Here is a 15,670-nt window from a genome sequence, read left to right as displayed (position 1 = left end):
GGCCTGTATTGAAGAAAATTGCAGCTTAGCGGTAGCGTCCCGGCGTGATGCCCGTATGGGCTTTGAACACGCGCTGAAAATGGCTCTGGTCGGCAAAGCCCAGCTCATGCGCCAGTTGCGCCAACGCCGTCCCCGCCTGCAAGCGGCTGCGCGCGCGGTTCACGTGCGCGTTCAACTGGTAGGCATGCGGCGTCATGCCCGTGGCGGCGCGAAAGGCGCGGATCAATTGATACGGGCTCAGGCCCGCCACTTGCGCCAGTTGCCGCAGGCTGGCCGAGGGTCGCGCCTGCAGCGTTGCGAGCACGGGCGCCAGCCGTTGCGGCACGGGCTTGCGTTCCGAAGGCAGCAAGTCTGCACGGGCGCTGGCGCAAGCGTCCAGGAACGCCAGCAGCGCCGCATCTTTCTCCGCCGCACCGGCCGTGGAAAACAGCAGCGCATTCATGGCGCAAAACTGCGCATACAGCAGCGGGCAGTGCAGCACCGTCGCCGTGTCGCCATCGAGCGCCGGCGCGTGTGCCTGCAGCCACTGTGCATCGAGATGCAGCATCTGGTAGCTCCACAGGGCGTCAGGCAGGGGATTGCAGGCATGTACGCAGCCGGCCGGCACCAGCACCAGGCTGCCATTGGCGAGCACGGCCTGGCCGTCCTGGCTGCCCGTAAAGACGCTGCCACCAGCGTCGACGGCGCCGATGGAAAACGTGGGATGACTGTGCGGCTTGTAGCACGCCCGGCTGTGGCAGGCGCGCCGGCTTTCCACGTGGGGCAGAGCCGGGTCGCGCCAGAAGGCGGTGGTGCCCGGCATGGCTACATCAGGATGACGTCGTACTGCTCCTGGTGGTAGGCATTCTCCACCTGTAGCGAAATCTTCTTGCCAATGAAATCACCGAGCATGGCCAGGTGCTGCGATTCTTCTTCGAGGAACAAATCCACGACTTCCTGCGACGCGAGGATGCGAAATTCGCGCGGGTTGAACTGTTTTGCCTCGCGCAGCAGTTCGCGCAGGATTTCATAGCAGATGGTGCGCGACGTCTTGACTTGTCCCTTGCCGGCGCAGGCGGGGCACGGTTCGCACAGGATGTGCGCCAGCGATTCGCGCGTGCGCTTGCGCGTCATTTCCACCAGGCCCAGCGGGGAGAAATTGCTCACCGAAACCTTGGTGCGGTCGCGCGACAAGGTGCGTTTGAGCTCGGCCAGCACGGCGTTGCGGTGCTCGGCATTGTCCATGTCGATGAAGTCGAGGATGATGATGCCGCCCAGGTTGCGCAGGCGCAGCTGGCGCGCGATCGCGTGCGCCGCTTCCAGGTTGGTCTTGAAAATCGTGTCGGCAAAATTGCGCCCGCCGACGAAACCACCCGTGTTGACGTCGATGGTGGTCATCGCTTCCGTCTGATCGACGATCAGATAGCCGCCCGATTTCAGGTCGACCCTGCGGCCCAGCGCGCGCAGGATCTCTTCTTCCACGCCATACAGGTCGAACAGCGGGCGCTCGCCCGTGTAGTGCTGCAAGCGTGTCAGTTCGCTGGGCGTGTAGATCTCCGCGAATTCGCGCAATTTCACATAGTTTTCGCGCGAATCGACCTGGATGGTGGCCGTTTCATCGCCGACGAAGTCGCGCAGCACACGCTGCGCCAGGCTCAAGTCCTGATGCAGCAGGCTGGTGGCGGGGCGCGTGCGCGCGCCGTGCGTGATGGTGCTCCAGGTTTTTCTCAGGTAGTCGACGTCCGCCTTCAGGTCCGCGTCGGAAGCGTCCTCGGCCATGGTACGCACGATGTAGCCGCCCTTTTCATCGGGCGGCAGCAGGCTTTGCAGGCGCACGCGCAACTGCTCACGCTCCGCTTCCTTCTCGATCTTCTGCGAGATGCCGATGTGCTTGTCTTGCGGCAGGTAGACCAGCATGCGCCCGGCGATGGAAATCTGCGTCGACAGGCGCGCGCCCTTGGTGCCGATCGGGTCCTTGATCACCTGCACCGTCAGCACCTGGCCGTCAAAGAGAATTTTTTCAATCGGCGCCGGCGTGGCGTTCTGGCCGTCGTGGCCGCGTGCTTCCCAGATGTCGGCCACGTGCAGGAAGGCGGCGCGCTCCAGGCCGATGTCGATGAAGGCCGACTGCATGCCCGGCAATACGCGCACCACTTTGCCGGAATACACATTGCCGGCCAGGCCGCGCGTGAGCGTGCGCTCGATGTGCAATTCCTGCACGGCGCCCTGCAGGATGAGAGCGACGCGCGTTTCTTGCGGCGTGATATTGATCAGGATGTCTTCGTTCATGGAGGCGCGGGAGTGGAGGCAACGAATGACATCATACCCGGGATCAGGGCAGGGGCAAACCTGCTTCACGCAGCAATTGCGCCGTCTCGTACAGGGGCAGGCCCATGATGCCGGAATGGCTGCCTTCGATATGCTCGACGAACAGGGCGGCGCTGCCCTGGATGCCGTAGGCGCCGGCCTTGTCGTACGGTTCCGGCGTGGCGCAGTAGGCGGCGATCGAGGCGGGCGAGAGCACGCCGAAGCGCACTTGCGATACCTGCGTGCGCTGCTCGGCGAAGTTTTTGTAGTGCACGGCGATCGAGGTGAGTACCTCGTGCGTGCGGCCCGACAGCTGCTCCAGCATGGCCACTGCTTCGGCGCGGTCGGCCGGTTTGCCGAGGATGGCGCCGTCGATGGTGACGGTGGTGTCGGCCGCCAGTACGGGACGCGGGGTCAGGTGGCGGCGGCGCACGAGGTCCCACGCGAAGGCGGCTTTTTCATTCGACACGCGGGCGACATAGTCGAGCGCCGATTCGCCGGGGAGGACTTCCTCGGTGACGTCGGCGCCGCGCGGGCCGTCGCTGCGCAGCAGCAGCAATTCGAAATCGACGCCGATCTGACGCAGCAGTTCGCGCCGGCGCGGGCTTTTGGAAGCGAGGTAGATCTTGTGATCAGCCGTTTTCATGGAGGAGTTCAGACGCGGTGATAGGGGTGGTTTTGCGTGATCGACCAGGCGCGGTAGAGCTGCTCGGCGAGGATCACGCGCACCACGCCGTGCGGCAGGGTCATGCTGGAAATGCGCAGCATGCCTTCGGCACGTGCCTTGAGTTGCGGATCGAGGCCGTCGGCGCCGCCGATCAGGAAAGCCGTATCACGGCCATCCTGCTGCCACGCCATCAATTGCTGCGACAGGCCGACGCTGGTCAGGTCCTTGCCGCGTTCGTCGAGGGCGATGATGCGCACGCCCTTGGGCAGGACGGCTTCGATGCGTTCGCGTTCGAGCGCCATCGCCGTGGCGGCGGTCTTGCTGCCGGAACGCTCCACCGGCTTGATTTCTTTCAGCACGATGCGCAATTCCGGCGGCATGCGCTTCGCGTATTCCGCGAAGCCCGTCTCTATCCAGGCCGGCATTTTATGGCCGACCGCAGCGATGATGAGCTGCATCGAGGCTTACGCTTCGACTTTTTTGATACGCTTGATCACGGTTTTTGTCGGTGCAGCATCGGCTGCCGGCTTGGCCGCGCGTGGGGCGCGTACTTTTTTCTCTGGCAGCGCTTTCAGTGCTTTCACGGCAGCCGCTTCGGTCTTGGTTGGCGCGACTTTCACGGTCTTGCCGACAGCTTTGGAAGCGGTGGCTTTTTTCGCCGGGGCTTTCTTTGCGGCGGTAGCGGCCGTGGCTTTCTTCGCCGGTGTCTTTTTCTCGATCACGGGCGAAGCTTCCACATTGGCCTTGCTTGCCGCCAGATGGCCGCTGACCTTTTTCGGCTCGTCGCCGGCGGCTTTTTTCGGCGCGCGCTTGGCGGCGCCCAGCTTGACCGGCGTGTCGCCCCAGATTTCTTCCAGGCGGTAGTAGGCGCGGATAGGCGCTTGCATGATGTGGACGATCATGTCGCCCAGATCGACCAGCACCCATTCACCGGTCTCCTCGCCTTCCATGCCGATGATCTGGCCGCCGGCATCCTTGACCTTGTCGCGTACCGAGGCGGCCAGCGCCTTGGTTTGACGGTTCGAGGTGCCGGAGACGATCGCGATGCGGTCGAACAGGCTGGTCAGGTGACTCGTTTCGAAGACGGCGATGTCTTGGCCTTTGACGTCTTCAAGGGCGTCAACGACGAGGGTTTGCAGTTTTTTGATGTCCATTTAGCTTTTGTATAAATTATGTTGTTCAATATAGTCTAGCACTAGCGGGGAAACAAGCGAGTTTGCCCGATTCCCCCGTTGTAATGCCGCACGTATTTCGGTGGCGGAGATATCCACCGCGAAGTCCTGTGCCAGATAAGTCAGACCGTGCGGCGTGTTGCGGATGCTTTCCAGAGACCCCAGGCGGCGCGAAAATTCGTCGGCGACCACTTGCGGTACTGCTGTGTCATTCAGCGCGAAGCCGGGGCGGGCCGCGACGCAGATATGCGCGTATTCAAATAATTGCTGCCATTCGCGCCATGTCGCGAGCCGCTGCAGCTGGTCGGCGCCCATCAGGAAAACGATGGAAGCGCGCGGTCCCAGCTCGGCGCGTACCTGGCGCAAGGTATCGATGGTGTAGCTGGCCTGGCCATGTTCGCTGCGCTCGATTTCCTGGCGGTCGATCACCACGGGCAGGGGCAGGCCGGCAAAGGCCAGGCCGGCCATCTCGGCGCGCTGCTGGCCGGTGGCGCCCAGGCTACCCTTTTGCCAGGGCGCGCCCGCCGGTATCACGCGCAGTTCATCGGCGTGCAGCAGGCTGGAAAAATGCGTGCCCAGCGCGACATGGCCCATATGCACCGGATCGTAGCTGCCGCCGAGCAGCGCCACGCACGCCGTACTACCGTCGGTCACGCCTGCAGCCAGTCGCGATGCACGAGGAAGTCAGTATACAACGCCGCTTCCGGACTGCCCGCTTCCGGGTGCCAGTCGTAGCGCCACTTGACCACGGGCGGCATCGACATCAGGATCGCCTCGGTGCGTCCGCCCGACTGCAGGCCGAACAGGGTGCCTCGGTCGAACACCAGGTTGAACTCGACATAGCGTCCGCGCCGGTAGCACTGGAAATCGCGTTCGCGTTCGCCGTACGGCGTGTCCTTGCGGCGCGCCACGATCGGCACATAGGCCTCGATGAAGGCGTCGCCGGCGCTGCGCATCATGGCGAAACTGCCGTCAAAGCCCAAGGCGTTGAAGTCGTCGAAGAAGATCCCGCCGGCGCCGCGCGCTTCGCGCCGGTGCTTCAGGTAGAAATAATCGTCGCACCACTGTTTGAATTTCGGATGCAGCTCGTCGCCAAACGGCGCCAGCGCATCGTGGCACACCTGGTGGAAATGCTTCACGTCGTCCACGTCGCCGTAATACGGCGTCAAATCCATGCCGCCGCCGAACCACCATACGGGTGCGCCATCGGCATTCACGGTGGTGAAGAACCGTACATTCATGTGCACCGTGGGCGCGTAGGGATTGCGCGGATGCAGCACCAGCGACACGCCCATCGCTTCCCATGCCTTGCCACCGAGTTCAGGGCGCGCGGCCGCTGCCGACGGAGGCAGCGCGGCGCCGGTGACGTGCGAAAAATTCACGCCGCCACGCTCGAACACATTGCCTTCCTCGATCAGCCGCGAAATGCCGCCGCCGCCCTCGGGGCGCTGCCAGGTATCGGTCAGGAAGGGCTTGCCGTCCTGCGCTTCGAGCGCCTGCACGATACGGCTTTGCAAATCGAGCAAATAAGCCTTGACGGCCGAAGGGGAGGGAGTTGACGACATCGCGTGGGCCGACGAGGCCGAAATAAAAAAGTAAGGACGGATTGTACCCTGTTACGCGTTTTTGTGATAGGGCGGCGCTGGCGCTGTGGTTTTGCGGCCAGCGCCCCTTACAGCATGCGCAACTGCTGCAGCACAGGCAGTTTCTCACGCAGGAATTCCTCGATGGCTGCGTTGAGCAGCTGCTGGTGCGCCGCCTCGTCGTCGCATGCCGCGCCCTCATTGAGCAGGCGGCGCCCGCAGTGCGCCATGGCGCTGGCCGCCTGTGCCTGCAAGGTGGCCAGATCCGGCTGTTCCCCTTCCTGGATGAGCAGCGAAAACAGCAGCCGGTCGATGAATTCCGTGTCGATGCCGCTGCCTGCCAATGGCGAACACAGGACACGATTGCCGTCGCCGTAGCGCAGCTGCGCGCCGATGGCCTGGTTCAGGCGGCGCGCGGCCGCGTCGCCGCTGCCGTCCTGCGCCCCAGCCGGGAAATACATCACGACCTGGCTGCCGGTGACCAGCATGGCCGCCACCTCCGCCAGGCTTTGCACGCTCTGTCCGGGCAAGGAGGGCAGTGCGGCCAGGTCGGCCAGACTATGCGGGCCGGTCGCCAGCGCATCGCAGACGGCGCCGTAGACCTGCTCGTTTCCTGTCACGACGCCCGCCTTGGTCTGGAAGGTAAAGGCCATTTTTTCACGCGGCACCAGCATGGCCAGGTGCACGCTGGCGAGGCACTCGGCCTGGCGCACGGCCCCCATGCGGCGCGCGCCCCGCACCAGCACATCCTTGCGGAAGCTGGTATTGAGAAAATAATCCTTCATCATTTCGCGCATGGCGGCGTCGGGCAGCAAGTCGATGGTGGCTTGCTGGTCGGCGTTCAGATACAGCGCGGGAAAGGCAAAAGGCAGGTCGGCGGAGCCGGCAAAATCGAGCTTGGCGCGCGCCACATCGCGCATCACGTCCGTGTGGTACAACGGCTCCCAGTTCTGGTTCAGGTATTCATGCACGCTGTAATGGGGATCGCTGTTGATGAGCGCATTGAGGCGCGGCGCGAGTGCGGGATTGTCTGCGATGTAGCCGGCCTGCAGGTTCTGCAGCTGCTGCACGTAGGCGATGCCAGCCTGCATCTGCAAGTCGCTGCGGCCGGGGAAGCTGGCGGCAAACTCCAGCAGCAGGCGCTGCAGGGGCAGGGCGGAACTCCAGCCAGGCATGGCGTTATAGCTGAGCGAAACGATGCCGCCCGGTTTCAGGTAGCGGGCGATGAAGTCGACGATATGCTGGCGATTCTCGCGGTTGACCCAGGTGTAGATGCCGTGCAGGGTAATGAAGTCGAACTGCGGCAGATCGGGCACGTGGCCCTGGGCCAATTCTTCAAAGCTGTTTTCCAGCAGGGTCAGATTGCTCGACTGGGCCTTGGCCGCCAGGGCGCGTGCGCCAGCGACATGGGCCGGATTGAAATCGTTGCCGTAGAACCGGCCGTTGGCATTGGCGGCCGCCAGGACATTGAGCGTCTGGCCGCGGCCGAAGCCCAGTTCAAAGTAGGTGTAGGGCTGGTCCAGGGGCACCGGTTCGACGCCGTTGAGGATGCAGCTGAAATTGAGGTGATGCGGACTCAGGTCGCTGTAAAAACCGTTGGTGTACTCGATATCCGACACGTATCCTTCATTCCAGGCCATGGCTTCCCCGCATTGGTGGCAAAACGGCAGTATGCCATCATGGCCGCCTGCGCGGGAAGTGCGTTGTGGTTCAAGGCGCCGGCGGCGTGGCGCCGTCCTGCACGACGGTGATGGACAGGTCCGGCCCGGCGCCGGGCAGGCGCGCGCTTTCGACGGCGTGCGCGGCGTTCTGCTGCAGCTCAGGCCGTTCGACGCCCTGCTCGGCGATGGTGGCGGGAGCCTGCCGGGACACGATGGCGCGGCCGGCAACGGCCAATACCACCACCAGCAGCAGTGCTGGCATCACCCATGTCACCGGGCGCGCATACGCGGGGCGGTGAGCCCGCTGCGCGGCGCCATCGACGATGATGCGGCCCAGTTCCGAGCCGCGCTGGCGGGTGCGCAGGCGCAGCGCCTCGAATTGGGGCGCGGACAAGGTGCCTTGCCGTAGCATGTCGCGCAGGGCGGCGACCGGCGAGGCGAGCAGGCGGTCCGCCGGCAAGCGGGCGTGCGCGGCGTCGCGCTGCCACTGGTCGATCAGGTCTTCGTCGTACAGGGTGTCGATGGCTTGGCGGTTGACTTGCCGCAGCGCGTCGGCGGCCAGTTGCTGGCGCGGCAGGTCGCGCACCCGCTGCAAAAAGTCGTCCTGTGGCAGCAGGTCCGTGAGCAGCAGCCATGCCAGGGTGTCGACAAGCCCCGCGCCAGCGGCAAGTTCCGGCACGTCGATGCCTTCTTCCTCGTTATGCTTGCGCTGCAGTTCGATGATCTCCAGTTCGGCGATGGCGTCGTCGAGTTCATCGTCCGTGATCAGACCGAGCTGGCGTGCCTGGGCGAGTGAGGGATGAATGTGGCTGGGGCTGGGCATGGGCGGCAGTTTTGTCTGAAAGGCAAAATCTTAGCGCAAAGCCCGTTTTCCCGGCGCGCCAATTAAAACGGGGCCGGGGCGGATGACTTCCGCGCCGGCCCCGCCGTTTGCCGCTAAAGGGCTGATCAGTGTTTCAGGCCGCGCCAGCCGATGTCGCGGCGGTATTGCGCGCCGTCGAAATGGATTTTTTCCACGGTTTCATACGCCTGCTTCTGCGCCATCTTGATGCTGTCGCCCAGGCCGACCACGCACAGCACGCGCCCGCCATTGGTGACCAGGCGTTCGCCGTCGATGCGGGTGCCCGCATGGAAGGTGACGGAGTCCGGCGTTTCGGCCGGGATGTCGCCGATCGCCGTACCCTTGACAGGATCGTCCGGGTAGCCGGCGGCGGCCATGACGACGCCAACGGCCGTGCGGCGGTCCCATTCCAGTTCCACGGCGTCCAAGGTGCCGTTGACGGCGTGTTCCATGACGGTGACCAGATCGGTTTTCAGGCGCGCCATGATCGGCTGCGTTTCCGGGTCGCCCATGCGGCAGTTGAATTCCAGCGTCTTCGGCGTGCCCTTGTCGTCGATCATCAGGCCCGCGTACAGGAAGCCCGTGAACGTGATGCCATCCTTGGCCATGCCCTGGATGGTCGGCACGATGATCTCGCGCATGACGCGCGCATGCATGGCCGGCGTGACGATCGGCGCTGGCGAATACGCGCCCATGCCGCCCGTGTTCGGACCCTGGTCGTGGTCCTTCAGGCGCTTGTGATCCTGGCTGGTGGCCAGCGGCAGGATGTTCTTGCCGTCGCACATGACGATGAAGCTCGCTTCTTCGCCGGCGAGGAATTCCTCGATGACGATGCGCGCGCCGGCGTCGCCGAACTGGTTATCGGACAGCATCATGTCGACCGCCTGGTGCGCTTCTTCCAGAGTCATGGCAACGACGACGCCCTTGCCGGCGGCCAGGCCGTCGGCCTTGATGACGATGGGCGCGCCCATGGCGTCGATGTAGGCATGCGCGGGAGCGACGTCGGAGAACGTCTGGTAGGCGGCCGTCGGGATGCCGTGGCGCTGCATGAAAGCCTTGGCGAAGTCCTTCGACGATTCCAGCTGCGCCGCTTCCTTGGTCGGGCCGAAGATTTTCAGGCCGCGCGAGCGGAACAGGTTGACGATGCCCGCTGCCAGCGGCACTTCCGGGCCGACGACCGTCAGGCCGATGTGTTCCTGCTGAACGAAGTCGGCCAGCAATTGCGGGTCGCTGATGTCGAGATTGACCAGGCGCGCATCGCGCGCGGTGCCGCCGTTGCCCGGCGCGACATACACCATCTGTATGCGTTCGGACTGGGCCAGTTTCCAGGCCAGGGCGTGTTCGCGGCCGCCAGAGCCGACTACCAGAATTTTCATAGGGACCGTTCGTTCAATGTGGGTTGCAGGGCGGCGGTGCCGCCCTTGAGTACAGAGTGATTAATTCTCTATCAGCGCGTTGGTAAACACTTCCTGCACGTCGTCCAGCAGTTCCAGCGCGTCGATCAGCTTTTGCATCTTGATGGCGTCGTCGCCCGAGTACACGGTTTCCGTCGCCGGTTTCATGATGACTTCGGCCACTTCGGCCTTGAAGCCGGCCGCTTCCAGCGCTTCCTTGACGGTGGCGAAATCGTGCACGGGGGTCACTACTTCGAAGCCGCCTTCTTCATCGGCGATGACGTCGTCGGCGCCTGCTTCCAAGGCCGCTTCCATCAGCTTGTCTTCGTCGGTGCCCGGCGCGAACAGCAGCTGGCCGCAGTGCTGGAACATGAAGGCGACGGAGCCTTCGTTGCCCATGTTGCCGCCGTTCTTGTTGAAGGCGTTGCGGACTTCGGCCACCGTGCGCACCTTGTTGTCGGTCATGCATTCGACGATGACGGCCGCGCCGCCCACGCCATAGCCTTCGTAGCGCACTTCTTCGTAGTTGGCGCCATCGACGCCGCCGCTGCCGCGGTTGATCGCGCGCTGGACGTTGTCTTTTGGCATATTGGCGTCAGCCGCCTTGTCGACGGCCAGGCGCAGGCGCGGATTGGTGATGGCGTCGGCGCCGCCCATGCGGGCCGCAACCGTGATTTCCTTGATCAGGCGCGTCCAGATTTTGCCGCGCTTGGCATCGGTGGCAGCCTTTTTATGCTTGATATTGGCCCATTTGCTATGTCCTGCCATGTCGAATCTTCCTTAGACGGGTGTTCAATTGTGGCCGACATTTTAGCATATCGGCCCCCTGGCAAGCGGCATGGCCCCGTCATCAGGATGACATAATCTGTTGCTAAAGTGACGCGCTTTCACCATATCGAGGGCGCGACATCATGGCAAGTCAAATGGACAGGCGGCAATTTCTGAAATTGGGCGGCTTCATTACCGTCTCCGTGGCCACCGCCGGCCTGGCCGCCTGCGGCAGTACCGATTACAGCGATCCTGGCGTGCCGCTCGCTTCGGGCGGCGACTGGAAATTCCCGCAAAGCGTCGCGTCGGGCGACCCGCGCGCCGACAGCGCCATGCTGTGGACGCGCGTCGTGCCCGCCAGTTTCGACGCCGTCGCGCCCGCCGTTGCCGGCAAGTCCGACGTTGCCGTGCGCCTGATCGTCAGCGCCAGCGACAATACGGCCGCCCTGGGCAGCAACACGGCCCTGGCGGGCACGCCCATCGTCGACGCGAAATTGCCCCTGAAAGCCGATTTCGACAATACCTTGCGCCACAAGGTGACGGGCTTGCAGCCGGGCCAGGTGTATTTTTACCAGTTCATCGCCGGCGACGTGCGCTCGAACGTGGGCCGCTTCAAGACGGCGCCCGCCGCCACGGCCGACGTGGCGCAGCTGCAGTTCGCCTACCTGACGTGCCAGGACTGGAGCATCAACCACTGGGGTGCGCTGTCGCACATCGCCGCCAATGAAAGCCTCGATTTCATCGTCCACCTGGGCGACTACATCTATGAAACGGTGGGCGAAGCGTTCCAGAGCGGCGCCGTGGAAAGCCGCCACGACCAGCTGAAACTGCCCGACGGCACCTTCAAAAGCGGCGCGTCCGGCGCCAAATACGCGACCACCGTGGCCGATTACCGCTACCTGTACAAGAAATACCGCACCGATGCGCGCCTGCAGGCCGTGCACGAGCGCTTTGCCTTCATCGCCATCTGGGACGACCATGAATTCACGGACGACGCCTGGCAGGACGCCTCCACCTACGAAGGCATCGTGGCCGCCGACGGCTCCGATCTGCACCAGCCGGCCCGCCGCCGCAGCGCCAACCAGGCGTGGTTCGAATACATGCCGGCCGACGTCACGTTCGATAGCGCCGCGACCACGTTCCAGAATATCCAGATCTACCGCGATTTCCGGTTCGGCAAACTGATGCAGCTGGTGATGACGGACGAGCGCCTGTACCGCGCCGACCATGCGATCGCCGAGTCGACCATCAACCCGGCCACGGGCAAGCCGCTGGGCAGCATCGGCAGCCGCTACCTGGTGCCGCAAGCGCTGTTCGACAGCGTGGAAGGGCAGAAAATGGCGGCCGCCACCAAGGCTGGCGCCGACCCGCTGGCCGCTGTCGGCATGCTGGGCAGCACGCAGCGCGACTGGTGGAAAAGCAAGATGAAGGCGGCGACCTCGACCTGGAAACTGTGGGGCAATGAAGTGTCCTTGCTGCGCATGGGCTTGAATGGCACGGATGCGATCGCCACCTTGCTGGCGTTGAGCGCCATGAGCAAGGTGGGCCAGGCCATCGCCAGCACCCTTCCTTTGGTGGGCGGCAGCGTGCCGCTGGCGTCCGCCATCGTGGCAGCTTCCACGGCGGGCGCGGCGCAAAACGTGGCGCAGGCGGCGGCCATGGCCATTGCCGGCGCGGCAGCGAACGCCAGCGCCCAGGGCGCCGCTGCCGTGGGCGCCGGCTTGAGCGCGGTTCAGGCCGGCATCACGGTGGCCGCCTACAACAGCGCTTCGCCGGCCGCCGCCGCGCAAGTGATCGCCTTTGGCTGGATCAAGCCCGACGTGCAGGCCAAGGGCGCCGGATCGAGCTTTGTCGCCGCATCGGGCCAGCAAGCGGCGCTGGCGCCGTTCTTCACGCGCTTCCTGCTCAATTGCGACCAGTGGGATGGCTACAACAGCGAGCGCAAGAACCTGATGTCGCACCTGAAAACCAATGCCATCGGCAACGTGGTGGCGCTGACCGGCGATATCCACTCGTTTTTTGCGGGCACCGTCAGCGACGATTTCGACGCGGCAGGCGGCGGCACGCCCGTCATGGTGGACCTGGTGTCGGCCGGCGTCAGCTCGGACTCCTTCTTCAGCTACCTGAAGTCGGCCGCCGGCAGCATGGGCGATATCGGCACCCTCGTCAGCTACCCGCTGGCCATTCCCGTTACGGGCCTGGGCACGGTCAATCTCGACGTCAACCTGCTCGACTACACCATGGGCAAGGCAGCGCCCACCGTCGACAGCCTGCTCGAGCAATTGCGCGTGCAGTTGCGCGGCGCCCTGGCCGCCAAGGGCGTTCCGGAAGCGCAACTGGACGCGACGGTCGCTGCCGTGCAGGCTGGCTTGAAAGCGAGCACTGACTTCAGCACGACCCTGCTGGGCCTGGCGCAGCAATTGTCCGGCCTGGGCAACAACCCGTGGATCAAGCATCTGAACACGGATGCGCAAGGCTACACGGTGGTGACTTTGACACCAGGCAAGCTGGTGGCGCAGTTCAAGCAGGTGAATAAACTGATCGGCACGGCGGCGCCGGCGAACGTGATTGCACGGGTGACGACGGCGACCGTGACGGCGGGTGCGGCGGCGGTAGTCGTCTCCTAAATGCTGCACTGGGATGTTGTCGGGTTACGCCCTTTGGGCTAACCCGACCTACGCCACTGCGCCAACGGCATAGGCGTTGTAGACGTAGGTCGGATTAGCGCGGCAAAGCCGCGCGTAATCCGACAACATGGTTGGCGCGGCTGGTGGTCTTTGCTTGCTATGTGGCTGTTGTCGGGTTACGCCCTTTGGGCTAACCCGACCTACGCCACCGGCATGGGCATTGCAGCTTCCTTTCGCTTTTGCCATTACAATCTGGGCATGAGCTCCAGTTCCCCGCAAGCAACCCCTGCATCGCTTCCCCGTTCCGTCTACCTCGGTGGCCTGGCCATCGCCGTGGGCGGGGCGGTGCTGTTTTCCACCAAGGCCATCGTCGCCAAGCTGCTGTACCGCTACCAGATCGACGCCGTCACCCTGATCGCCTTCAGGATGATTTTTTCGCTGCCCGTGTTCGCCGTCATCGCCTGGTGGAAGATGCGCACGGAGCCGCCGTTATCAAACAGCGACCGGCTGCGCCTCGTCGGGCTGGGCCTCGTCGGCTACTACCTGTCCAGCTACCTGGATTTCCTGGGCCTGCAATACATTTCCGTGGGACTCGAGCGATTGATCCTGTTCCTCACACCCACGTTTGTGCTCCTGATTACCACCGTGTACTTCAAGCAGAGCATCAGCCGCTTGCAGTGGCTGGCCTTGTTCACGTCCTACTGCGGCATCGTGCTGGTGTTCGTGCATGACTTGCAGGGCGGCGCCAGCAATGTGGCGCTGGGTTCCACTTTGGTGCTGGGCTCGGCCTGCTCGTATGCCGTGTATCTGCTGGGATCGGGTGAATTGGTGAAACGCATCGGCTCGATGCGGCTCGTTTCCTACGCGATGTGCGTGGCCAGCTTTGCCTGCATCGCCCAATTCTTCATCCTGCGCCCCGTCGAACTGCTGATCCAGCCCATGCCCGTGTATGGTTTGTCATTGCTGAATGGCATCTTTTGCACGGTGATGCCCGTCTTCATGACGATGATTGCCGTCGAGCGCATCGGCGCGCCCGTCGCTTCGCAAGCGGGCATGATCGGCCCCGTGTCGACCCTGTTCCTGGGCGCCATGATTCTCGATGAACCGATCACCAACTGGCAACTGGCGGGCACCAGCCTGGTATTGGCCGGTATTTACTTGCTGTCGAAAAAGAAATAATTCATCCACCCACTGAAAAGTCCTCACCATGAAAACACGCATCGCCCTGATTGCCCACGACAAGAAAAAAGATGACATGATTACCCTGGCGGGCGAATACCTGGATTTTTTGAAGGGCTGCGAACTGTCGGCCACGGGCACCACGGGCGGGCGTCTGATCAACGAGCTGGGGCTGGCAGTCGAGCGCAAGCATTCGGGCCCGTTCGGCGGTGACTTGCAGATCGGTTCCCTGCTGGTGGAAGGCTTGATCGATTGCGTGATCTTCCTGCGCGACCCGATGACGCCGCAGCCGCATGAGCCGGACATCAATGCGCTGGTGCGCGCCTGTGACGTGCACAACGTGGCGTGCGCGACAAATCTGTCGTCGGCGCACCTGGTGCTGTCGCAACTGCAGGCGCGGGCCAACGCGGCCGCCTGATTCACCCAGACAAGGAGATGAGCATGAGTGCAACGATTACCACCAAAGCCATCCGTGTGCAGCGCACGGGCGGCCCGGAAGTGATGGAATATGTGGACGTGGAACTGCCGCCGCCCGGTCCCGGCGAGGCGCGCGTCAGGCACGAGGCCATCGGCCTCAATTTCATCGACGTGTATTTCCGCACGGGCTTGTACCCGCAGCCGCTGCCCAATGGCCTCGGCGTCGAGGGTGCGGGCATCGTCGAGGCGGTGGGCGAGGGTGTCACGGAAGTGAAGGTCGGCGACCGGGTGGCGTATGCGGCGCGCATCAATGGCGCGTATGCGCAGCAGCGCAACCTGCCGGCGGCCCTGCTGCTGGTGCTGCCCGAGCGCATCGCTTTCGACACGGCCGCCGCCATGATGCTGCAAGGCTTGACGGTGCAATACCTGTTCCACCGCACGGTGGCCCTGAAGGCGGGCGACACCATCCTGTTCCACGCGGCTGCGGGCGGCGTGGGCCTGATCGCCTGCCAGTGGGCGAAAGTGCTGGGCGTGAACCTGATCGGCACGGCCGGTTCCGATGAAAAGGTGGCGCTGGCCAAGGCGCACGGCGCGGCCCACGTCATCAACTACAACACGGAAAACTTCGTCGAGCGCGTGCGCGAAATCACGGGCGGCAAGGGAGTCTCGGTGGTTTACGATTCCATCGGCAAGGATACGTTTACGGGCTCGCTCGACTGCCTGGCGCCGCTGGGCATGATGGTCAGCTTCGGCAACGCGTCCGGTCCCGTGCCCGCGTTTACCCTCGGCGAACTGGCCTCGCGCGGCTCGCTGTTCCTCACGCGTCCGGCCCTGTTCAGCTATGCATCGAACCGCACGAACCTGGAAGAGATGGCGACCTCGCTGTTCGGCGTCGTCAGTAGCGGTGAAGTGCAGATCGAGATCAACCAGCGCTACAGTCTGGATAATATCGCCCAGGCGCACACGGACCTGGAAGCGCGCAAGACGACGGGCTCGACCATCATCGTGCCATGAGCGGCGGCAATGACGGCACGCCGAAATTTGGCCGCCTGCTGATCGTGCTGTTATTGGCCGT

General features: G+C 63.9%; 15 protein-coding genes. 4 read left to right on the top strand and 11 right to left on the bottom strand.

The window, feature by feature from the left end; genetic code table 11:
• Positions 1-25 precede the first annotated feature (25 nt).
• The 11 genes from KO538_RS06450 to KO538_RS06400 all read right to left on the bottom strand — a co-directional run bounded on the left by KO538_RS06450 (position 26) and on the right by KO538_RS06400 (position 10,372).
• On the bottom strand, positions 26-802 hold the full coding sequence (locus tag KO538_RS06450) for an AraC family transcriptional regulator (RefSeq protein ID WP_072455680.1): 777 nt from the start codon (positions 800-802) through the stop codon (positions 26-28).
• A gap of 2 nt (positions 803-804) precedes the next feature.
• Positions 805-2,268 carry a ribonuclease G gene (gene rng / locus KO538_RS06445; RefSeq protein ID WP_034747098.1) on the bottom strand — a complete coding sequence of 488 codons (1,464 nt, stop codon included), beginning with the start codon at positions 2,266-2,268 and terminating at the stop codon, positions 805-807.
• Between the two features lie 43 nt (positions 2,269-2,311).
• Positions 2,312-2,932 carry a nucleoside triphosphate pyrophosphatase gene (locus KO538_RS06440; protein ID WP_219327805.1) on the bottom strand — a complete coding sequence of 207 codons (621 nt, stop codon included), beginning with the start codon at positions 2,930-2,932 and terminating at the stop codon, positions 2,312-2,314.
• A gap of 8 nt (positions 2,933-2,940) precedes the next feature.
• Positions 2,941-3,411, bottom strand: a complete 471-nt coding sequence (gene rlmH, locus KO538_RS06435) for a 23S rRNA (pseudouridine(1915)-N(3))-methyltransferase RlmH (protein ID WP_034747108.1) — start codon at positions 3,409-3,411, stop codon at positions 2,941-2,943.
• Positions 3,412-3,417: 6 nt separating this feature from the next.
• Positions 3,418-4,107, bottom strand: coding sequence for a ribosome silencing factor (gene rsfS / locus KO538_RS06430; protein ID WP_219327804.1), 690 nt, complete (start codon positions 4,105-4,107; stop codon positions 3,418-3,420).
• Positions 4,108-4,779, bottom strand: coding sequence for a nicotinate-nucleotide adenylyltransferase (gene nadD / locus KO538_RS06425; RefSeq protein ID WP_302622640.1), 672 nt, complete (start codon positions 4,777-4,779; stop codon positions 4,108-4,110). It lies immediately after the preceding gene.
• A complete protein-coding gene (hemF, locus tag KO538_RS06420) occupies positions 4,776-5,690 on the bottom strand; it encodes an oxygen-dependent coproporphyrinogen oxidase (RefSeq protein ID WP_219327803.1) in 915 nt (304 codons plus the stop codon). Before hemF ends, nadD begins: the two co-directional genes overlap by 4 nt.
• 107 nt (positions 5,691-5,797) lie before the next feature.
• Positions 5,798-7,348 (bottom strand): class I SAM-dependent methyltransferase, encoded by a 1,551-nt coding sequence (locus tag KO538_RS06415; RefSeq protein ID WP_219327802.1) that lies wholly within the window; start codon positions 7,346-7,348, stop codon positions 5,798-5,800.
• A gap of 70 nt (positions 7,349-7,418) precedes the next feature.
• The gene (locus tag KO538_RS06410) at positions 7,419-8,192 is read right to left on the bottom strand and encodes a hypothetical protein (RefSeq protein ID WP_219327801.1); all 774 of its coding nucleotides are present in this window, start codon (positions 8,190-8,192) and stop codon (positions 7,419-7,421) included.
• 125 nt (positions 8,193-8,317) lie between these two features.
• Positions 8,318-9,586, bottom strand: coding sequence for a phosphoribosylamine--glycine ligase (gene purD / locus KO538_RS06405; protein ID WP_046686096.1), 1,269 nt, complete (start codon positions 9,584-9,586; stop codon positions 8,318-8,320).
• 60 nt (positions 9,587-9,646) lie between these two features.
• A complete protein-coding gene (locus tag KO538_RS06400) occupies positions 9,647-10,372 on the bottom strand; it encodes a YebC/PmpR family DNA-binding transcriptional regulator (RefSeq protein ID WP_034747129.1) in 726 nt (241 codons plus the stop codon).
• A gap of 143 nt (positions 10,373-10,515) precedes the next feature.
• Between KO538_RS06400 and KO538_RS06395 the strand changes: the two genes are divergently transcribed.
• The 4 genes from KO538_RS06395 (at position 10,516) to KO538_RS06380 (ending at position 15,609) form a co-directional block, all read left to right on the top strand.
• Positions 10,516-12,999: an alkaline phosphatase gene (locus tag KO538_RS06395; protein WP_257620204.1), complete on the top strand. Its 2,484-nt coding sequence runs from the start codon at positions 10,516-10,518 to the stop codon at positions 12,997-12,999.
• A 258-nt stretch (positions 13,000-13,257) separates the two neighbouring features.
• A complete protein-coding gene (locus KO538_RS06390) occupies positions 13,258-14,178 on the top strand; it encodes a DMT family transporter (protein ID WP_034747136.1) in 921 nt (306 codons plus the stop codon).
• Between the two features lie 28 nt (positions 14,179-14,206).
• Positions 14,207-14,596 carry a methylglyoxal synthase gene (locus KO538_RS06385; RefSeq protein ID WP_092608131.1) on the top strand — a complete coding sequence of 130 codons (390 nt, stop codon included), beginning with the start codon at positions 14,207-14,209 and terminating at the stop codon, positions 14,594-14,596.
• A gap of 23 nt (positions 14,597-14,619) precedes the next feature.
• Positions 14,620-15,609, top strand: coding sequence for a quinone oxidoreductase (locus KO538_RS06380; RefSeq protein ID WP_034747141.1), 990 nt, complete (start codon positions 14,620-14,622; stop codon positions 15,607-15,609).
• The last annotated feature ends 61 nt before the right edge of the window (positions 15,610-15,670 follow it).

The organism is Janthinobacterium sp. NKUCC08_JDC, from assembly GCF_019345575.1.
GTDB classification, from domain to species: Bacteria; Pseudomonadota; Gammaproteobacteria; order Burkholderiales; family Burkholderiaceae_D; genus Janthinobacterium; species Janthinobacterium aestuarii.
This window is presented reverse-complemented; position numbering and strand designations above follow the sequence as displayed.